A 19,473-nucleotide genomic window follows, 5' to 3' on the forward strand; every position below is an offset into this window, starting at 1 on the left:
GTCCCGGCAAATCCACCACCTCCTCAGCCAGTATCTGACGCAGATGGCGGTGGGTCAGTTCGACATCGGCAAGGCCGCGGCCTTCTCCATCGTCTACTTCCTGATCGTGCTGCTGTTCAGCTTCATCTTCTACACCATCAATCACCCGCACCGGCGAGGGAGAGAAGAAATGAGCAAGGCTGCGGTTCTCGCCCCCGGTTCGCTGTCGGCTCCGGCCAACATCCGCCGATCCTCGGCACGGGTGTCGAACAGGACGATCGTTCTGGTCTGCTACATCGTCTTCCTCATGCTGCCCATCTACTGGATGGTCAACATGTCCTTCAAGACGAACGAGGAGATCCTGTCGGGCCTGACGCTGTACCCCGCACAACCCAACGCTGCGCAATTACGCCGTCATCTTCACCGATCCCAGCTGGTACAGCGGCTACATCAACTCGATCTACTATGTGACGCTGAACACCATCATCTCGCTGACGGTGGCGCTGCCGGCGGCTTATGCCTTCTCGCGCTACCGCTTCATCGGCGACAAGCCACGTCTTCTTCTGGCTGCTGACCAACAAGATGGCGCCGCCGGCCGTGTTCCTGCTGCCCTTCTTCCAGCTGTACCAGACGGTCGGGCTGTTCGACACGCACATCGCGGTGGCGCTGGCCCACTGCCTGTTCAACGTGCCGCTGGCGGTCTGGATCCTGGAGGGCTTCATGTCCGGCGTGCCGCGCGAGATCGACGAGATGGCCTACATCGACGGCTACAGCTTCCCGCGCTTCTTCGGCACGGTGTTCCTGCCGATGATCCGGGCCGGCGTCGGCGTCACCGCCTTCTTCTGCTTCATGTTCAGCTGGGTGGAGCTTCTGCTGGCGCCGGACGCTGACCTCGGTCGACGCCAAGCCGATCGCCGCCACCATGACCCGCACCGTCAGCGCGTCGGGCATGGACTGGGGCCCTGCTGGCCGCGGCCGGGGTGCTGACCATCCCTGCCGGGCGCGCTCGTGATCTGGTTCGTCCGCAACTACATCGCCAAGGGCTTCGCCCTCGGCCGCGTCTGACGGAGTCCGCGTCATGGACATGGAATGGATGGCGTGGACCACGCCGACCGCGATCTTCTTCGTCTGCATCGCCCTGATGCTGGCCGGCATGACGGTGTGGGAGGTGATGTCGCCGACGGTGGAGGCCAAGGGCTTCCTGCCGATGCGCACCACCCGCGGCGACCGGCTGTTCATCGGCCTGCTCAGCAGCGCCTTCATCCATCTGGGCTGGCTCGCCGCGACCGACGTGTCGCTGTGGGGCGCCTTCGCCGTCTCGCTCGCGTGGATCGCCGTCGTGATCCGCTTCGGCCTGAGGGGACAGGGTTTTCAAGGGATCCGCCGTCCCTGCCGAGGCCGGGGCGCGAGGGTAAGAGCAAAACGAAACGTCAACCCGACATCAAGTCGATCAAGTGGGAGGAACCATGCTTCAGCACCAGACTCTGCGGCGCCGTCTGACCGGCGCGGTGATGGCCGGCGGCATCGGCGTTCTGCTGGCGATGGGGTCGGCGGCGCCGTCCGCCGCCATGACGCCGGAACAGGAAACCGTCGCCAAGCGCATCATCGAGGAACTCCAGCCTCCACGCTGTCCAAGGACGAGCAGATGAAGGAGCTGGAATGGTTCGTGAAGGCGGCCGAGCCCTTCAAGGGCATGGAGATCAACGTCGTCTCCGAAACCATCACCACGCACGAATATGAATCGAAGACGCTGGCCCGCCTGTTCAGCGAGCTGACCGGCATCCGGCTGAAGCACGACCTGATCCAGGAAGGCGACGTCATCGAGAAGCTGCAGACGCAGATGCAGTCGGGACGCAACGTCTACGACGCCTACGTCAACGACAGCGACCTGATCGGCACCCATGTGCGCTACGGCCAGGCGGTCGCCCTGTCCGACTTCATGGCCGGCGAGGGCAAGGACGTCACCCTCCCGACGCTGGACCTCAAGGACTTCATCGGCACCAGCTTCACCACCGGCCCGGACGGCAAGCTCTACCAGCTGCCCGACCAGCAGTTCGCCAACCTCTACTGGTTCCGCGCCGACTGGTTCGCCCGCCCCGACCTGAAGGAGAAGTTCAAGGCCAAGTACGGCTACGAGCTGGGCGTCCCGCTGGACTGGTCGGCCTATGAGGACATCGCCGAGTTCTTCACCAACGACGTGAAGGAAATCGACGGCACCCGCGTCTACGGCCACATGGATTACGGCAAGAAGGACCCGTCTCTCGGCTGGCGCTTCACCGACGCGTGGCTGTCGATGGCCGGCGCCGGCGACAAGGGCCTGCCGAACGGCAAGCCGGTGGACGAGTGGGGCCTCCGCGTCGAGGGCTGCCGCCCGGCCGGCGCTTCGGTCAAGCGGGGCGGCGATACCAACGGTCCGGCCTCGGTCTACGCCCTGACCAAGTACATCGACTGGCTGAAGAAGTACGCGCCGCCGGAAGCGTCGGGCATGACCTTCTCCGAATCCGGCCCGGTGCCGGCCCAGGGCAACGTCGCGCAGCAGATCTTCTGGTACACCGCCTTCACCGCCGACATGACCAAGCCGGGCCTGCCGGTGGTCAATGCCGACGGCACGCCGAAGTGGCGCATGGCCCCCTCGCCGCACGGCCCGTACTGGGAAGAGGGCATGAAGCTGGGCTACCAGGACGTCGGCTCCTGGACGCTGCTGAAGTCCACCCCGCTGGAACGCCGCAAGGCCGCCTGGCTCTACGCCCAGTTCACCGTGTCGAAGACTGCGTCGCTGAAGAAGACGCTGGTCGGTCTGACCCCGATCCGCGAAAGCGACATCAAGTCGGAACCGATGACCGCCGCCGCCGCCGAAGCTGGGCGGTCCTGGTCCGAGTTCTACCGCAGCCCGGCCCGCGTTTTCGTGGTCGCCGACCGGCACCAACGTGCCGGACTATCCGAAGCTGGCCCCGCTGTGGTGGCAGAACATCGCCGAGGCGGTCACCGGTGAGCGTACCCCGCAGCAGGCGATGGACAATCTCGCGACCCAGATGGAGCAGGTGCTGGCCCGCATGGAGCGCGCCAAGATCGGCGGCGAGTGCGCCCCGCAGCTGAACAAGGAAGAGGACGCCAAGGTCTGGTTCGACAAGCCGGGCGCTCCGAAAGGCCAAGCTGGACAACGAGAAGCCCAAGGGCGAGACCATCGCCTACGACGACCTGCTGAAGGCCTGGAAGGAAGGCCGCGCCCGCTAACGGCGGCTGCGGCGACGGGTTCTCCCCTCCGGCATTCGTCCTGGTTGAGCCGGAGGTGACCCTGGGGCGGTGGCATTCCTTCGAAAGGCTGTCGCCGCCGCCTTTCTTATCAAGCACAAGAATTCCCGAGGGACACGCACCATGAGCAAGGCCGGCCATATCCTCGCCATCGACCAGGGCACCACCTCGTCGCGGGCGATCCTGTTCGACGGCCGGGGGACTCCGCTGGCCGAGGCGCGGCGCGAGTTTCCCCAACACTATCCGGCGACGGATGGGTGGAGCATGATCCGGCCGACATCCTGCGCGATGTCCGCGCCGTGGCGCGCGGAGCGGTGGAGAAGGCCGGGGTCGATGTCGCCAGCATCGCCGCCATCGGCATCACCAACCAGCGTGAGACCGCCGTGGTGTGGGACCCGGCGCCACCGGCGAGCCGATCCACCGCGCCATCGTCTGGCAGGATCGCCGCACCCGCGTCGCTCTGCCACGATCTGGTGGCCGCCGGCCATGCCGAGCTGGTGCGCTCCAAGACAGGGCTGCTGATCGACGCCTATTTCTCCGCCACCAAGATCGCCTGGATTCTCGACCATGTGCCGGGCGCCCGTGCGCGGGCCGAGCGTGGCGAGCTGTGCTTCGGCACCATCGACAGTTTCCTGATCTACCACCTGACCCGGCCGCCGCGTGCATGCGACCGACGCGACCAAACGCCTCGCGCACCATGCTGTTCGACATCCATGCCCAGGATTGGGACGACGAGCTGCTGGCGTTGTTCCGCGTGCCGCGTGCCATGCTGCCGCGGGTGCTCGACAGCTCCGACGATTTCGGCGAGACCGACCCGGAGCTGCTCGGCCGGCCGATCCCGATCGCCGGCGTGGCGGGCGACCAGCAGGCGGCGGCCTTCGGGCAGGCCTGCCTGACGCCCGGCATGGCGAAATCGGACCTACGGCACCGGGCTGCTTCGCGCTGATCAACACCGGCGGGACGCCGGTGGTGTCGAAGAACCGGCTGCTGACCACCGTCGCCTATCGGCTGAACGGCAAGACCGCTTATGCGCAGGAAGGCTCGATCTTCGTGGCGGGCGCGGCGATCAAGTGGCTGCGCGACGGCATCGGCATCATCACCCATGCCAGCCAGACCGACGACATGGCGACCCGCGTGCCCGACAGCCACGGTGTCTATTTCGTCCCCCGCCTTCGTCGGCTTGGGTGCCCCGCATTGGGATTCGGATGCCCGCGCCGCGATCTTCGGCATGACGCTGGACGTCGGTCCGGCCCACATCGCCCGCGCGGCGCTGGAGGCGGTCGCCTACCAGACCCGCGACCTGATGGAGGCGATGGCCGGCGACTGGGGCGGCACCATCAACCGCGCTCCGCGTCGACGGAGGCATGGCCGCCAACGACTGGCTCTGCAGTTCCTGGCCGATCTGCTGGAACATGCCGGTCGAACGCCCGAAGGTGATCGAGACCACGGCGCTGGGCGCCGCCTGCCTTGCGGCCTTGCGGGCGGGCGTGTTCGACGGGCTGGACTCGGTCTCCGACGCCTGGGGCAGCGAGCGGCGTTTCGATCCGCGCATGGAACAGGGCAAGGCGCGACCGCCTCTATGGCGGCTGGCGCGATGCCGTGGCGCGGGTGCGGTCGGATCGCTGAGGACGCACGGAACAGACGCACACTCCTCCCTCGGGTGCGTCCCCCCGCCGGCAGGTGGGGCACTGGGCCGGGCGGTTCGTGCCGTCCGGCCCGTTTTCTTTCCGGCTCACACCCCTTCGGGGTCGGTCAGCATGTGGCGAATCTCGCTCTTCAGCAGCTTGCCGGTGGCGGTGTGGGGCAGGCTGTCGACGAAGCGGACGTCGTCGGGGATGCACCACTTGGCAACTTTGCCCTCGAAGACCGCCAGCAGTTCCTCGCGGGTGACGGTCGAGTCCGGTTTGCGCACCACCACCAGGACCGGGCGCTCGCCCCACTTCTCGTCGGCGACGGCGACTGCTGCGGCTTCCTGAACGCCGGCATGGCCGACGGCGATGTTCTCCAGGTCGATGGAGCTGATCCACTCGCCGCCCGACTTGATGACGTCCCTTGGTGCGGTCGACGATCTGGACATAGCCATCGGCGTCCATCGTCACCACGTCGCCGGTCTCGAACCAGCCCGGGACCATCTGGTGCGCCGGGCTTTCGGTCACGCCGAAATAGCCGGAGCAGACGGTGAGCCGCGCACCAGCAGCCGGCCGAAGCTGGTCCCGTCGCGGGCCACGTCGTTGCCGGAGCCGTCGACGACGCGGAACTGCACGCCGCAGATCGGCCCGCCCCTGCTTGGAGGCCAGCGCCAGCGCATCGTCGGCGCTCAGCCCCGAATGCTTGCCCTTGGGCATGTTGGCGAGGCCGAGCGGGCTGGTCTCCGTCATGCCCCAGGCATGCAGAACCTCCACCCCCATCTCGCGGAAGCGCTGGATCATCAACCGCGGGCAGGCGGAGCCGCCGATGGCGATGCGGCGCATGGTCGTCAATTTTTTCTTGTTGGCGTCCAGCCAGTTCAGCAGGGCCAGCCAGACCGTCGCACGCCGGCGGTGTTGGTGACCTTCCTCGCTCTCGAACAGCTCGTACAGGCTGGCGCCGTCCAGCTTGCCGCCGGGGAACACCAGCTTGGCGCCGACCATCGGCGCGGCATAGGGAACGCCCCAGGCGTTGACGTGGAACATCGGCACCACCGGCAGGACCACGGTCCGAAGCCGACAGGCCGAACACGTCCGGCATGCAGGCGGCCATCGCGTGCAGGTAGGAGGAGCGGTGGCTGTACAGCACGCCCCTTCGGGTTGCCGGTGTGCCGGAGGTGTAGCACATGCCGCAGGCGGTATTCTCGTCCAGCTCCGGCCAGTCGAAGCTGCCGGGCTGGTCGGCCAGCAGATCCTCGTAGCACAGCAGGTTGGGCAGGCTGGAGGTCGGCATGTTGGCCCGGTCGGTCATCACGACGATGCCCTTCAGCCCGGCCAGGTCATGGGCGATGCCCTCCAGCAGCGGCACGAAGGTCAGGTCGGTGAACAGCAGCCGGTCTTCGGCATGGTTGACGATGTAGGCGAATCTGTTCCGGGAACAGGCGCGGGTTGATGGTGTGGCAGACCATGCCCGAGCCGCCGATGCCGTAATAGCATTCCAGATGACGGAAGCCGTTCCAGGCCAGCGTGCCGATGCGGTCACCCGGCTTCATCCCCAGCGCCGCCAGCGCGTTCGCCAGCTTCTGCGCGCGGACCCAGGCGTCGGCATAGGTGTAGCGGTGGATCGGCCCCTCGGTCGTGCGCGACACGATCTCGGTGTCGGCGTGGTAGAGTGCCGCATGACGCAGGATCGACGTCACCAGCAGCGGCTCGTTCATCATCATTCCACGCAGCATCGTTTCACTCCCGGTTCGTTTCTCTTCTGTGTGGGCATATTCTGCATCGGGTCGTCGTCAGGCATGCAGGTGGCGAGCCGCCGCTCGGCGTCGGCCCTCCATCGCCTTCAGCTCGACCATCACCTCGGCGATTTCCGACTGCATCCGTTCAAGCTCGGCCAGCCGGGCGCGGATCTTCCGCAACCCGTCGCGATACTGCCCGGCACTGGGCCGGCCCGAGCGGTAATGGGCGAGATAGTCGGCGATCTGCTCCAGCGAGAATCCCACCCGCCGGAACTTCTGGATCAGGATCAGCCGCGCGCGGTCGCGATAGGTGAAGACACGGCGTCCCCCCGCCCGCTGCGGCGTCAGCAACCCTTTTCTCGTAAAAGCGCAACGCCTGCGGCGTGAGATCGAACTCCGCCGCCAGTTCCGTCACGCCGTAAACCCGATCCCGTTCGGACATGGACAATCCCCTGCGCCAGCGGATTTCGCCATGGGCGCAGGGGGAAGTCAACGTCAATAAGCTAAAGCGGACTTTAGACGGGAGAGATCCTCACCCGGCACGGACCTGGGTCAGGAAGCGGTTCACCTCATGGCTCAGCGTGTCGGTATGACTGGACAGCTGGCGGACGGAGGTCAGGACCTCGTAGGCGACCTTGCCGCTCCGGCTGGCGGCCTGGTTGACGCCGCCGATGCTGTCGGACACGCTCTGCGTGCCCTGGGCGGCCTGCTGGATGTTGCGGCTGATCTCGCGGGTCGCGGCCCCCTGTTCTCGACGGCCGACGCGATGGAGGTGGCGACCTCGTTGATGTGGCCGATGACGCGGACCACCTCCTGCAACTCTCCCACCGCCTCGCCGGTCATCGATTGAATCTCGGCGACCTGGACTGCGATGTCGTCGGTCGCCTTCGCCGTCTGGTTGGCGAGCGCCTTCACCTCGCTGGCGACCACGGCGAAGCCCTTGCCGGCCTCCCCGGCACGCGCGCCTCGATGGTGGCGTTGAGCGCCAGCAGGTTGGTCTGGCTGGCGATGGAGTTGATCAGTTCCACCACTGCGCCGATTCGTTGCACCGCCTGGGCCAGCCCGTCGACCTTGCCGTTGGCGCGCTCCGCGATGCCGACCGCCTCGCGGGCGATTCCCGAGGATTGGCCGACCTGCCGGCTGATCTCGCCGATCGAACTGGTCAGTTCCTCCGTCGCGGCGGCGACGGTCTGGACATTGGCGGAGGTCTGTTCCGTCGTCACGGCGACGTCGCTGGCCAGCCGGCCGGTCTGATCCGCCGCCTGGGTCACTGCGCTGGCGCGGCTTTCCATCCCCGCGGCCTGCTCGACCACCGCATGGATGACGCCGCCCACCGCCTGCTCGAAGCGGTCGGCCAGTTCGGCGACGGTGCGCTGCTTGTCAGCCTCGGCGCGGCGGGCCTGCTCGGCCTGTTCGGATTCGAGCCGCTGCTTGGCCAGCGCGTTCTCCTTGAACACCTGCGTGGCGCGGCTCATGTCGCCAAGCTCGTCGCCGCGGCTGGTTTCGGGGAAGGCGACGGTCAGGTCGCCATCGGCCATGGCATGCATGCGGTCGGCCAGCGAGCGATGGTGGTGCTGATGTTGTGCCCGACCAGCGCCAGCAGCACGATGGCCGGCAGGGCGAGGCCTGCGATGACGCCGAGCAGGGTCCAGAGCTGCGACAGGAAGGCGGTCCACAGATCGTCGATGAAGACGCCGGTGCCGATGAAGATCCGCCAGGGCTCGAACCCCTTCACATAGGCCAGCTTCACCGCCGTCTCGGTGCCGCCGACCGTGCGCGGCCAATCATAGGCGTAGGTCCCTTCGCCCCTGGTCTTGACGATGCCGATCAGCGCCGGGATGACCGGCACGCCCCGCCGCGTCCTTGATCCCCGACACGTCCTTGCCCATCAACGCCTTGTTGACATGGGCGAATCCGACATTGTCGTAGGTGTGCGCGAACAGATACTCCTCCCCGCTGTAGCGGATGGCGAGGAAGGCATCCTTGAAGCGGGCCTGCGCCTCGTCGCGGGACAGGCGTCCGGCCACGACGTCGCTTTCGAAGCGGGCCGCCATGCTGTGTCCCGCCTCGACCATGAAGCGCAGGGCATCCACGCGGTCCTGATACATGCGGTTATAGCTGAGATAAAGTCCGGCGCCCGCGATCGCCATGCAGGCGAGGCTGGCAGTTGCCACCAGCATCAGCAGCTTCGCGCGGATGGAGAGAGAAGAATTGGTCATTGACCACCACCTTTCGGCGTATCGCAGTCGCTTTGTCGTGCAGGGTGTCGTTCGGCAAATTGTTGCCTGAATATTGAACGGAATTCTTACCGACGGACCGCGCTACGGTGTCGCATGGGGATGTGGCACGGAGCAGCATCGACTTTTGGGTATTTGAGCCGATTTGCAGAGATGCCTTGCTCGTGCTTGCACTGGTTTTCGCTTCCGCTCGCCGCCGGCGCCAGTCTCTTGCGGTCCACCACATGGAGCGCCGCCGAACCGGCCGCCGCCCGGTGGTAAGCGGCCCAACAAGCCGGTGCCGCGACGAGAAACGCCAACCTGCGGCGCCGCAGCGGACGGGTGGAGACGATGGCGGCCATCCTCCGTCTATCGGACCGCGGAGGCGATGCCATCCAGCGCCATTTCCCGTCCGGAAGGAACACCGGGAGCAGGAAAATTGTCTTCGAGCAATCGGTCGATTTTCCTTGAATGAACGATCAAACAAAAACGGCAAAGGCAATCGACCAAATGGATAGGCCAAATGAACGGTCTGTCGGATTGCGACATCGGAAGCCTTTTGTTGTTTGCGTCACTTTCATGAAGCCCCAAACATGGCTATGGTGCGCCCCTGCCGGCTTGGGCATGACCTTTGAACAATACCCGGCATCGGGATCGAGAGAGGGGAAACAGGATCATGGACGCCGACTCCATTCGCGCCGCCTACCGCCGCTACGCGGGCTTCTACGACAAGGTGTTCGGGGTGCTTCTGGCGTCCGGCCGGCATGCGGCGGTGGAGTGGCTGAACCGGCGCGGGAACCTGCGGATCCTGGAAGTCGGCGTCGGCACCGGCCTGTCGCTTTCCGACTACCGCAAGGACAACCGCGTCGTCGGCATCGACCTGTCCACCGACATGCTGAAGGTCGCGCAGGAGCGGGTGGAGCGCGAGAAGCTCGACAATGTCGAAGGGCTGCTGGAGATGGATGCCGGCAAGCTGGCCTTCGCCGACGGCAGCTTCGACGTGGTGGTCGCCATGTATGTCATGACCGTCGTCCCCGACCCCCAGGGCACGATGGCGGAGTTGGAGCGCGTCTGCAAACCGGGCGGCGACATCGTGATCGTCAACCACTTCGCCGCTCCCCGTCCGGGCGTCCGCCGCGCGGTGGAGGGCTGGCTGTCGCCGCTGTCGAAGAAGCTGGGCTGGCGGCCCGACTTCACCCTGGACGCGATGATGACCGGATCGCGGCTGGCCGTGGAAAGCATCCGCACCCTGCCGCCCTTCGGACTGTTCAGCCTGCTGCATTGCCGGCGGGGGTAGAGGGCGTCGCCGGAAGTGGTGGTGGCCGTGGCGGTCCAACCTGCGTGACCGCCCCCGTCGCCTGCTGTTAGTCTCGCCGTGACCAAACAGGCGATCAGGGGAGCGGGGCCATGGCCGAACAGGGCGGAGATCTGGCGGGAAAGCGGATTCTGGTGCCGGAAAGCCGGGATCTCGACCTGTTCGCCGGCATGATGGAACAGCATGGGGCCGAGACCATCCGCTGCCCGATGGTCAAGATCCTGGATCTCGACGACCCGGCGCCGGCCAGGGAATGGCTGGACCGGTTGCTGACCGAAGGATTCGACGACATCGTGCTGCTGACCGGCGAAGGGCTGCGGCGGCTGATGACGGTCGCCCGCGCCATGGACCGCGAGGCCGACGTGGTCGCCGCCATCGGCCGCGCGCGCGTCTTCGTCCGCGGGCCGAAACCGGTCAAGGCGCTGCGGGAGATCGGCTGCAGCCCGTTCAAATCCGCCCCCGCTCCGACCACGGACGGTGTCATCGCCATGCTGTCGGAGGAGGAGTTGGACGGTCACAGCGTCGGCATCCAGCTCTACCCCGACAACCCGAACGCCCCCCCTGCTGGAAGCGGTGCGCGCGCGCGGCGGCACGCCGGTGGCGGTCACGCCCTACCGCTATGCCAATGATTCAGAGACCGGAGCGGTGCAGACCGCCATCCGCGACATGGCGGCCGGGCGGATCGACTTTGTGGCCTTCACCGCGTCGCCCCAGGTGCGGCGCCTGCACGAGGTGGCGGAGGCCTGCGGCCTTGCCGACGACTTCCGCCAGGGCTTCGCCAGGACCCGGATCGCCGCGGTCGGCCCGGTGGTGGCCGAGGCGGTGGAGGCGGCGGGCGGAACCGTCGCGGTGTCCCCGGAATCGACCTTCCACATGAAGCCGCTGGTCAATGCCATCCGCCGTCTGCTGACGGACGGGGCGGGGGCGAGATAGGTCCGACGGGAGGGGGATAGGGCTGGGGCAGAGGGCGGGATGGCGGCAGGACAGCGACCTTTCGCCCCACCCTCCCTTTGCGCAGCCTTGTTGATAACAATTCTCACTCTCGCTTAACCTTTGACGCGCAGTGTTGGCGCCGGCCGCCGGGAAACTTCCTGTGGCCGGCCGTTGCCAGGAGCGTCGTCATGTCCTTCACCATCCTTCCCCTGTCTCGCCGCGCGCTCGCGCTGGTGCTTCTGTCGGCCGGAATCGCCGGGGGCGGGTCCGCGCTCGCGACGGATCTGTCGACGAAGGAAAAGCTGGGGGAGGCGCTGTTTTCCGACCACAATTTGTCGGCCAACCGCACCCAGGCCTGCGCCGACTGCCACAATCCCGATTTCGGTTTCGCCGATCCGCGCACCGGCGGCGCAGGCGGGGCGGCATCGGTCGGCGACAACGGCAAGTCGGTGGGCGATCGCAATGCGCCCACGGCGAGCTATGCGGCCTTCACGCCGGCCTTTCACGTCACAGCGGACGGAAAGGCGATCGGCGGACAGTTCTGGGACGGCCGCGCCGCGACCTTGAAGGATCAGGCCGGCGGTCCGCCGCTGAACCCGGCCGAGATGGGGCTGACGTCCAAGGAGCAGGCGCGCGAAAGGCTGGCCGAGAATCCCGATTACGCCCGCGCCTTCGTGGCGCTCTATGGTGCCGGCGTGCTCGACGATGCGGAGCGCGCCTATGATGCGATGAGCGACAGCCTCGCCGCCTTCGAGAAGACCGACCGCTTCGCGCCTTTCGATTCGAAATACGACCGCCATCTGCGCGGCGAATACAAGATGACGGCTGAAGAGGATTTGGGCATGACCCTGTTCTTCTCCACCCAGTTCACCAACTGCAACCAGTGCCACAAGCTGAAGCCGATGCCGGCCGCGGCCGGGGAGATGTTCACCAACTACGAACACCACAACATCGGCGTGCCGGCGAACCCGGCCCTGCGCGAAGCGTCTGGCAAGCCGGCGACCTTCGCCGACCGCGGCCTGCGCGACAACCCCGCAGCGGCCAAACCTGCTTTCGAGGGGAAATTCAAGACGCCGAGCCTGCGCAACGTGGCCGTGACCGGGCCCTACATGCACAACGGCGTCTTCAAGGATCTGGAGACGGTGGTCCGCTTCTACGACCACTACAACAACCGCACGGAAAAGGCGGCGATCAATCCGGAGACCGGCAAGCCCTGGGGGCCGCCCGAAGTGGCGGCGAACCTGTCGAAAAAGGAGCTGGAATCGGCTCCGGCGCTGGAAACCCGCCGCGTCAAGGCGCTGGTCGCCTTCATGAAGACGCTGACCGACGCGCGGTACGAGCATCTGCTGAAGTGAGGTCGGGCCTGCCTCAGCCGCCGATGTCGATCCGGTAAAGCTCCAGATCCAGCAGTTCCATCGTCATCCGGGGGCGGCCGGCCGTCTTGCGGGCGCTCAGCTTGCGGGCCAGTGGCCGGCTGAGCCAGGCTGCGCGGGCGCGGTCGATCAAGGCGGTGCAGCGATGGGACAGTCTGGCGTTCATGGCTGGTCAGCTTTCTCGCACGGGATGTCGGGATCGGCGGTTCGATGGGGTAGCGGCAGGCTCCTGTGAGCGGTTGCAGTAAGAATGTCGCGGCACTGTGACAGTTTCTATCGCCCGAAGGTTTAGTCCATAGGCCGTAGGGCAGGGTTTTCGCCTGTTTTGCCCCCATCTTCGACCAAAGGAGGAGGGGTAGAGAAGGAGGGGGTCACACCACCACGCCGACCAGCCGCCGCAGCGCGTCGCGCGATTCGCCGTCCAGAACCGGCAGCCCGCCGCGGGCATCCAGCATGTAGGCGCCGGGATCGGACAGCGTGCGCATGGCGAAACCGACCACGGCCGGCGGTTCGGTGCCGAGCGGCTGCGACTCGTAGACGGGGGTGAAGCTGCAGCCGGCGAGCAGCGCGCGAATCATCAGCGCCTCGTCGGAGGATGCGCCGGCTGCCGGGGTGTTGATGCCGAACAGCAGCCGTTCCGCCTCCGCCTCGGTCACCAGCCCGCGTTCCAGAAGGATGTCCACCATGGCGGAACTGGTCATCACCGGCGCGGCACGTCCCTTCCAGCAGAAGCGGCCGTCGTCCCAGCCGACGTCGAGGCTGCGGAAGATCATGTGAGGTTCGCCGCCGCCCGGCGCGCCGGCGACGATGTAATTGACGCGCAGAAGGCCGTTCCAGGCACCCGCCGGGGCGACGATGCTGGACACGCCGCACCGCGTTAGGCGCAGGTAGGTGTCGTTGATGCCCGACGGTTCGAAATCGAAAAGCATGGCCTGTTCACCTCGCTGCCGGCAGGCGGGCCCGGTATCCCGATTGCCCAGCCTTCGTTCGCTGAGTCAGGTGAGTGGCGGTCCGGCTCGCGCAAACTGTCCATGCGGGTGCACTCCCTTTGCGCAGAAATGCGAAAGGCGGTAGGCCGATCCGCCGGCCACCGCCTTTCGACTTCGCGCCAAGGGAGAGTTGCTGTGACGGACTACTGGTTGGCCGGCCCCATGAACACGCTGTCGCGGCTGTTCTTTTCAGCGGTCACGGTGTCGGACAGTTGGAAGGTCAGCGGCAGCGAGGTGGCAGTGACTTCCCCGCGGGGGGCCGTCACATAGACGCGGTAGGTGGCGACGCTGTCCGGCTCTGCCGAGATGGTGGCGGTATGTGCGGCGGTCTCCGGTTCCGCTTCGCCGATCACCTTGATGTCGGCAGCGGACAGGCCGACGACGCTGAGGGTGTAGGACCGGTTCTGGCGGGTCTTGTTGGCGACCTTGAAGGTGTAGGCATTGCGGATCGAGCCGTCCGACAGCGTCACGAACAGGGGCGCGCGGTCGCGCAGGACGGTGATGTTCAGGCTGGGGCGCAGCGCGAAGCTCCAGGCCATGGCGCCGCCGATGACCAGCATCAGCAGGGCGTAGACGATCACGCGTGGACGGATCAGGCGCCACTGATAGGTCTTGCCGGACGCACGGGTGTCCTGGGCCGCCAGCGAATCGAAGGCGATCAGGCGGGTGGGCAGGCCCTGCTGGATCATGATGGTGTCGCAGGCGTCGACGCACAGGCCGCAGTTGATGCAGTCGGCCTGTTCGCCGGTGCGCACGTCGATCCCCATCGGGCAGACCTGGACGCACTGGCCGCAGTCGATGCAGTCGCCGAAGCCCTGGGCGCGCCGCTCGTCCCAGCTCTGCGATTTGCGCTTGGGACCACGATTGTCGCCGCGGTCGGCCTGATAGGTGACGACCAGCGAATGTTCGTCCAGCATCGCGGTCTGGATGCGCGGCCACGGGCACATGTACATGCACATCTGCTCGCGGGTCCAGCCGGCCATGATGTAGGTCATGCCGACGAAGATGGCGAAGAAGGACGTCGCCTCGTAGCTGGCCTGGAAGGTCGCCAAGTCGTGCAGCAGGGCCGGGGCGTCGGTGAAGTAGGCGAGGAAGCCGAAACCGGTGATCAGGCTGAGCGTCATCCAGCCGGCATGCTTGCCCGCCTTGCGCAGGAACTTGCGCATGGTCCAGGGCTGCTTTTCCATGCGGATGCGTTCCGCCCGGTCGCCTTCGAAGACACGCTCGATCCAGACGAACAGATCGGTCCACACCGTATGCGGACAGGCGAAGCCGCACCAGACGCGCCCGGCCAGCGCCGTCGCCAGGAACAGGCCCAGCGCCGCCACGATCAGGATGCCGGTGAGGTAGTAGATCTCCTGCGGCCAGATCTCGATCCAGAACAGGAAGAAGCGCGGCGTCGTCAGATCGAACAGGACCGCCTGGGCCGGGGCTTCGGGTCCGCGTTCCCAGCGGATCCAGGGCGCGATGAAGAACAGCACCAGAAGAACGGAGAAGGTCACCGTTTTCAGGCGGCGATAAAGCCCCTTGACCGATTTGGGGTGAATCGTCTTATGGCTTTCGTACAGCGGAACCTTGGCTGGTTGGGCTGATCCCTGCTGAACGATGCTTCCGTCTGGCATGTCGATGCGCCTGATTTCCGATTCCACGTTGGCGCGGAGCATAGTCGACCACCAGTGCGGCGCGTTTGACCTCTGTCAAACTGCACCGATATTTTGAAAAGCCCCTGTTTTCCTGAGGCCTTCCGCCGGTTCGAAGGATCCGCGGTCCGGGTTCCGTTAATACTGTGCAGCCACCGTCGCCGACAAGCCCATTATTGCGTCTAACATGGGCGCATGACATACAATACTGATACTATACTATATTAAAAAGCGATTATCAGTGCCACGTACCGTCCGAGCTTGCCGATCGTGACCAGCAGCAGGAACAGGCGCAGGTCGACGCGCAGGATGCCGGCAACCAGGGTCAGCGGATCGCCGATGAAGGGAACCCAGGCCAGCAGAAGCGACCAGACGCCGAAGCGCTGGTACCATCCGGTGGCCCGTTCCACCAGACGGCGCGACACCGGGAACCAGCGGCGGTCCTGGAAGTGCATCAGATAACGGCCGAGAGCCCAGTTGACCGTCGATCCCGCCACGTTCCCGGTGGTCGCCACCAGAATCAGGAGTCCGTCGTGGTAGTTGCCCGAGGAATGCAACCCGGCCAGCAGAAGCTCCGACTGGGCGGGAAAAATCGTCGCGGCTGCCAGCGCCACAAGGAACAGGCTGCCATAGGCCGCGACGTCCGACATCGTGCAAATCCTTTCCCGGCCAACGGTTTGCCTGTTACGCTTCGCTGTCTGGCGCAGGATTAGGCGTCGGGCGGACGTAAAATCAAGGGGTTCACCGGCGGCGTCCGGCGGGTACGGCTGCGTGATGGCCCTTGCCCGGCAACCGTCAAGAGACAAGAATGAGGCTGCGATCCGCACCGCGTGTCCGGCCGGCGGCTTTTTGCTCGCCGGCTATCGCGAAGGTCATCGCATGCAGGCCGAATTGGCGGTGGGAGAAGGCACGCGCATGGGGGAAACCGGGTTCGCCCGCTTCGACGCCGACGAACGTCTGGTCTGGACCAATGCCGCCTTCGCGGCCCGGTTCGCCGTGCCTCCCGCCGGAACGCCCGATGAGCCGTTCCATGCGACGCTCGACGTGCTTCTCGCCGGTCTTCTCGGGCTGTCCGGGATCGACGACCTGCGCCGCGGCCATGCCGTGACGCGGGCGTTCCCCGACGGCGCCACGATCACTCTGGCGCTTGGTGCGGGCGAGCCGGGGGAAAGCCTGCTGACGGCCGTCGAGACTGCCGGCCGGGCGGAATTCCCGTCGGAGCGGGAACCCTGGGCGAAGACGAGCCTCGTCCTCGACTGTCTCAGCCAGGGCGTGATGGCCTTCGACCACGACCTGCGGCTGGTCGCGTGGAACCGGCGCGTGCTGGAGCTGCTTTTCATCGACCCGGATTTCCCGCGCTATGCCCAGCCCTACGAGACCGTGGTGCGCCACATCGCGGAGCAGGGCGGCTATGGCCGCGGCGACGTGGACGATCTGGTGGCGCAGCGGCTGGACTACATCCGCAACGCGTCCTGGCCCTTCTACAACGAGCGGGTGCGGCCCGACGGCGTGGTCATCGAAACGGTGACCCTGCCGCTGCCGGACGGCGGCTTCGTCACCACCTACACCGACATCACCCAGCGCAAGCAGGCCGAACGGGAACTGGCCGCCAGCCGCGAACTGTTCGAACTGGCGATCCGCGCGGCGCGGGAGGGCATCTCGCAATGGGACCTGCGCACGGGCGAGGTGTGGTTCTCCCCGCAATGGTGGGGCCTGCTGGGCTATGCCGAGACCGAGATGGAGAACAGCCGCCGCCGCTGGGAAGAGCTGATCCACGCCGACGACCGCGCCGCCGCGCTGGAGATGGTGGCGGAACTGGCGTCCGGCCGGCGGTCCGAAAGCCGGTTGCTGCAGCGGTTCCGCCACCGGTTGGGCGCGACGGTCTTCCTGGAGACCCGCGCATTGGCCGTGGCGGGCGGCGACGGCCGGACTTTCCGCATCGTCGGCTCCCACACCGACGTGACCGAGAGCGTGCGCGCGGCGGAAGCCGTCCGCGCCGCCAAGGAGGAGGCCGAGCGCGCCCTCCAGGATTTGAAGGAGGCGCAGGTCCAGCTGATCCAGGCGGAGAAGATGGCCGCGCTCGGCTCCCTCGTGGCCGGCGTGACGCACGAGATCAACACGCCGGTCGGCATCGCCCTGACCGGCGCCTCGCTGCTGGCGGAAAAGACGCGGAGCCTGCGCCGCCTGTTCGAAGCCGGCTCGCTGCGGCGCGGCGACTTCGCCGAATTCATCGACATCGCGGATGAAGCGACGCAGCTGATGCTGCTGAATGTCGAGCGCGCCACCCGCCTGATCCAGAGCTTCAAACAGATCGCCGTCGATCAGGCCAGCGAGGAACGCCGCGTTTTCGAACTGAACCACTATATTCACGAGGTCCTGCGCAGCCTGGGAATGCGCATCCGCCGCAGCGGGCATGCCGTCGCCGTCCATTGCCCGGAAGACCTGATGCTGGACAGCTATCCCGGCGTCATCAGCCAGATCCTGACCAACTTCGTCATCAACTCCATCCTGCACGGCTACGATCCGGGCGTGCGCGGTCGGCTGACCGTGACGGTCACGCTGTCGGACGGGGAGGTGGAACTGGTCTATGCCGACGACGGCCGTGGCATCCCGGCAGACCTGCACGGCCGGGTCTTCGAGCCTTTCTTCACCACCAGCCGCGACCGCGGCGGCAGCGGGCTGGGGCTGAACATCGTCTACACGCTGGTCACGCGCAGCCTGCGCGGGCGGTTGCGGCTGGACAGCGCACCGGGGGCCGGAACGGCCTTCACCCTGCGTTTCCCGCGCGTCACGCCGGCAGACCCTCTGCCGCTGTAGCGGCGCGCGTCAGGTTTTTCAAAGTTCGGGAGCTGAAAAGCCGGGACTTGATCGCGGCACCGCCATGACGTGGTCGTCTGCTGCGGGCGGTCTGCTGCGGCGCACGCCATGGTGCGATGGTGGAAGGGGCTGGATTCGAACCAGCGTACGCGTACGCGGGCAGATTTACAGTCTGCTGCCTTTAACCACTCGGCCACCCTTCCATCGGGGCGCAGAGGATTAGCCTTTCGATCGGGGGGGCGTCAAGCCCCTTTTCGCGGATTTTTGCTCCAACAAAAAACCTCCGCCCCGAGGACGGGACGGAGGCTTTTTAAACGCGGCTTTCAAAGAGGGCTTGGCGACCCGCTTTTCAAAATCCGGTCAGTTCGGTCGACGCGACGCCCGGTGGGCGGGGATCGGAATCGGGCGAATTGCCTGTTCCTCGCGCCGGCTGGCCGACATGTCGATTTCCACGCGGGCCAGGGCCTTGCGCAGTTCGTGCACGCTGTCGGACAGCGACTGGATCGTCGCTTCGCTCGGCTGCTGGCGCCAGCCGCGGTAGGCGGAGATGCATGCCTTTGCCGTGTCGCGCAGGCGGCCTTCGACCGCATCCACCGGCGGGGTCGGCTGTCCTGCCGTCCGCGGAGCATCCGCCGTCGCCGGGGCTGCCGTGACCGGAGCCGCCGGGGCCGGTGCGGGCTCCTGACGGTTCAGGCGCAGCGTTTCCGTTGGAGCCGGAGCCGGAGCGGCAGTCGCCGCCGGGGCCGAAGCCGGGGAAGCGGCAGGCGTTTCGACCGGGGGCTGATCGGCCGCCGGTTCCGTCCGCGGTGCACGGGTCAGCGTGCCGCGGACCGTGCGGCCGGCGCGGCGCGGCTCTGCGGGAGCTTCGGCTTCCGCGGGAGCGGCGGGAGCGGGTTCGGCGGCAGGGGAAGCCGGAGCCGCGGTCACCGGTGCGGACGTCTCCTCGGCCGGTGCCGCCGGTACGGAAGACTGGCCGTCATCCGCCTGGACATCACCCTGGTCGTCATCACCGTGGGCGGCGTCGCCCTGGCCGCTTGCGGCCTCCGCCTTCTTGATGATGTAGGAGATGGCGCTGGGCGTGCATTCGAATTCGCGCGCGATGGCCGAAAGCGTTGCACCGCTGCGGTAGCGTTCAAGAATTTGGGGCCACGCCGACTGCGGAATGCGCCCACGCTTCTTGGGAGACTCCGGTTCGCTCCCGGTTTCTGCGTTCATTATATCGCTCGGTTGCCAAAGTGAATTTTCAGTCATTCGTCAGCATGTCCACCCGAACCGCACGCTTCCGACGCGGGACCACGCGGGCGCGTGCGTCGGCAGCATCGTGGCTTCACGCTGGCGGGCGATGTTTTCGGTATGGATGAATATCGGAAACTCTTCTCAAAAATGCCAGCATAACTTTGCAAGGAATCGTGATTTTGTGTCCGGTGTCACAACGGGGCACGACGATTGGTGGACGGCGGAGCTTTTAAAATCCGTTGACGGATGAAAAGCGCGTACCGGAAACCGCCGGTGGTGGCGTCTTTTGAAAAGTGCGATGGACCCCGGACGGGGGGTGGCGTGTTTTGACTTCAGGAATTTCCCTGAACGGGACGTTC

At 66.4% G+C, this 19,473-nt stretch carries 18 protein-coding genes, 1 tRNA gene and 8 pseudogenes; 11 read left to right on the forward strand and 16 right to left on the reverse strand.

Annotated elements, in window-relative coordinates; translation table 11 throughout:
• Positions 1–286: 286 nt before the first annotated feature.
• From F1643_RS17420 to F1643_RS25055, 6 genes and pseudogenes are all read left to right on the forward strand, one after another.
• Positions 287–1,044 (forward strand): annotated as a pseudogene (locus F1643_RS17420) (carbohydrate ABC transporter permease).
• Between the two features lie 28 nt (positions 1,045–1,072).
• A pseudogene (locus F1643_RS17425) lies at positions 1,073–1,318 on the forward strand (DUF2160 domain-containing protein); the annotation flags it as partial.
• A gap of 127 nt (positions 1,319–1,445) precedes the next feature.
• A pseudogene (locus F1643_RS17430) lies at positions 1,446–3,213 on the forward strand (ABC transporter substrate-binding protein).
• A 317-nt stretch (positions 3,214–3,530) separates the two neighbouring features.
• Positions 3,531–3,824: pseudogene (locus F1643_RS25045) on the forward strand (FGGY family carbohydrate kinase); the annotation flags it as partial.
• 104 nt (positions 3,825–3,928) lie between these two features.
• Positions 3,929–4,177, forward strand: a complete 249-nt coding sequence (locus F1643_RS25050) for an FGGY family carbohydrate kinase (RefSeq protein ID WP_370540668.1) — start codon at positions 3,929–3,931, stop codon at positions 4,175–4,177.
• A 156-nt stretch (positions 4,178–4,333) separates the two neighbouring features.
• A pseudogene (locus F1643_RS25055) lies at positions 4,334–4,495 on the forward strand (hypothetical protein); the annotation flags it as partial.
• Positions 4,496–4,963: 468 nt separating this feature from the next.
• Here the strand turns inward: F1643_RS25055 and F1643_RS25060 are convergent.
• From F1643_RS25060 to F1643_RS23715, 10 genes and pseudogenes are all read right to left on the reverse strand, one after another.
• Positions 4,964–5,308, reverse strand: a complete 345-nt coding sequence (locus F1643_RS25060) for a hypothetical protein (RefSeq protein ID WP_370540669.1) — start codon at positions 5,306–5,308, stop codon at positions 4,964–4,966.
• A 75-nt stretch (positions 5,309–5,383) separates the two neighbouring features.
• Positions 5,384–5,539, reverse strand: a complete 156-nt coding sequence (locus F1643_RS25065) for a hypothetical protein (protein WP_370540670.1) — start codon at positions 5,537–5,539, stop codon at positions 5,384–5,386.
• 91 nt (positions 5,540–5,630) lie between these two features.
• Positions 5,631–5,903 (reverse strand): annotated as a pseudogene (locus tag F1643_RS25070) (long-chain fatty acid--CoA ligase); the annotation flags it as partial.
• Positions 5,904–5,982: 79 nt separating this feature from the next.
• Positions 5,983–6,225: pseudogene (locus F1643_RS25075) on the reverse strand (long-chain fatty acid--CoA ligase); the annotation flags it as partial.
• Positions 6,197–6,592, reverse strand: coding sequence for an AMP-binding protein (locus F1643_RS25080; protein WP_370540671.1), 396 nt, complete (start codon positions 6,590–6,592; stop codon positions 6,197–6,199). The pseudogene F1643_RS25075 and the gene F1643_RS25080, both read right to left, overlap by 29 nt.
• Positions 6,593–6,649: 57 nt before the next feature.
• Complete coding sequence (locus F1643_RS23695) at positions 6,650–6,946, reverse strand: MerR family DNA-binding protein (RefSeq protein WP_255542952.1); 297 nt, start codon at positions 6,944–6,946, stop codon at positions 6,650–6,652.
• 181 nt (positions 6,947–7,127) lie between these two features.
• Positions 7,128–7,280, reverse strand: coding sequence for a hypothetical protein (locus tag F1643_RS23700; RefSeq protein WP_255542953.1), 153 nt, complete (start codon positions 7,278–7,280; stop codon positions 7,128–7,130).
• Positions 7,211–8,142 (reverse strand): annotated as a pseudogene (locus F1643_RS24250) (methyl-accepting chemotaxis protein). Before F1643_RS24250 ends, F1643_RS23700 begins: the two are co-directional and overlap by 70 nt.
• On the reverse strand, positions 8,115–8,444 hold the full coding sequence (locus F1643_RS23710) for a cache domain-containing protein (protein ID WP_370540672.1): 330 nt from the start codon (positions 8,442–8,444) through the stop codon (positions 8,115–8,117). Before F1643_RS23710 ends, F1643_RS24250 begins: the two are co-directional and overlap by 28 nt.
• Positions 8,380–8,814: a cache domain-containing protein gene (locus F1643_RS23715; protein WP_255542954.1), complete on the reverse strand. Its 435-nt coding sequence runs from the start codon at positions 8,812–8,814 to the stop codon at positions 8,380–8,382. Before F1643_RS23715 ends, F1643_RS23710 begins: the two co-directional genes overlap by 65 nt.
• Before the next feature lie 673 nt (positions 8,815–9,487).
• Here F1643_RS23715 and F1643_RS17455 point away from each other — a divergent pair.
• The 4 genes from F1643_RS17455 to F1643_RS17465 all read left to right on the forward strand — a co-directional run bounded on the left by F1643_RS17455 (position 9,488) and on the right by F1643_RS17465 (position 12,414).
• Positions 9,488–10,108, forward strand: coding sequence for a class I SAM-dependent methyltransferase (locus F1643_RS17455; RefSeq protein WP_194914501.1), 621 nt, complete (start codon positions 9,488–9,490; stop codon positions 10,106–10,108).
• Positions 10,109–10,218: 110 nt separating this feature from the next.
• Positions 10,219–10,755, forward strand: coding sequence for a uroporphyrinogen-III synthase (locus tag F1643_RS23720; protein ID WP_255542955.1), 537 nt, complete (start codon positions 10,219–10,221; stop codon positions 10,753–10,755).
• Complete coding sequence (locus F1643_RS23725) at positions 10,724–11,059, forward strand: uroporphyrinogen-III synthase (protein WP_370540673.1); 336 nt, start codon at positions 10,724–10,726, stop codon at positions 11,057–11,059. The genes F1643_RS23720 and F1643_RS23725 overlap by 32 nt, the downstream gene beginning before the upstream one ends.
• Positions 11,060–11,247: 188 nt before the next feature.
• A complete protein-coding gene (locus F1643_RS17465) occupies positions 11,248–12,414 on the forward strand; it encodes a cytochrome-c peroxidase (RefSeq protein ID WP_194914503.1) in 1,167 nt (388 codons plus the stop codon).
• Positions 12,415–12,427: 13 nt separating this feature from the next.
• On the opposite strand, the gene F1643_RS17470 is transcribed toward F1643_RS17465, so the two are convergent.
• The 4 genes from F1643_RS17470 to F1643_RS17485 all read right to left on the reverse strand — a co-directional run bounded on the left by F1643_RS17470 (position 12,428) and on the right by F1643_RS17485 (position 15,711).
• On the reverse strand, positions 12,428–12,598 hold the full coding sequence (locus tag F1643_RS17470; protein ID WP_188092255.1) for a hypothetical protein: 171 nt from the start codon (positions 12,596–12,598) through the stop codon (positions 12,428–12,430).
• A gap of 205 nt (positions 12,599–12,803) precedes the next feature.
• Positions 12,804–13,361: a hypothetical protein gene (locus F1643_RS17475; RefSeq protein ID WP_194914504.1), complete on the reverse strand. Its 558-nt coding sequence runs from the start codon at positions 13,359–13,361 to the stop codon at positions 12,804–12,806.
• A gap of 203 nt (positions 13,362–13,564) precedes the next feature.
• On the reverse strand, positions 13,565–15,043 hold the full coding sequence (gene ccoG, locus F1643_RS17480; protein WP_255542956.1) for a cytochrome c oxidase accessory protein CcoG: 1,479 nt from the start codon (positions 15,041–15,043) through the stop codon (positions 13,565–13,567).
• Between the two features lie 242 nt (positions 15,044–15,285).
• Entirely contained in the window at positions 15,286–15,711 is a 426-nt protein-coding gene (locus F1643_RS17485) for a YqaA family protein (RefSeq protein ID WP_194914506.1), read from the reverse strand.
• Between the two features lie 229 nt (positions 15,712–15,940).
• Between F1643_RS17485 and F1643_RS17490 the strand changes: the two genes are divergently transcribed.
• The gene (locus F1643_RS17490) at positions 15,941–17,878 is read left to right on the forward strand and encodes a PAS-domain containing protein (RefSeq protein ID WP_255542957.1); all 1,938 of its coding nucleotides are present in this window, start codon (positions 15,941–15,943) and stop codon (positions 17,876–17,878) included.
• Between the two features lie 117 nt (positions 17,879–17,995).
• Here F1643_RS17490 and F1643_RS17495 read toward each other — a convergent pair.
• Positions 17,996–18,081: transfer RNA gene (locus F1643_RS17495), tRNA-Tyr, on the reverse strand.
• 157 nt (positions 18,082–18,238) lie between these two features.
• On the reverse strand, positions 18,239–19,093 hold the full coding sequence (locus F1643_RS17500; RefSeq protein ID WP_194914507.1) for a hypothetical protein: 855 nt from the start codon (positions 19,091–19,093) through the stop codon (positions 18,239–18,241).
• Positions 19,094–19,473: the final 380 nt, after the last annotated feature.

It is taken from the genome of Azospirillum sp. INR13 (assembly GCF_015390205.1).
Classification (GTDB): domain Bacteria; phylum Pseudomonadota; class Alphaproteobacteria; order Azospirillales; family Azospirillaceae; genus Azospirillum.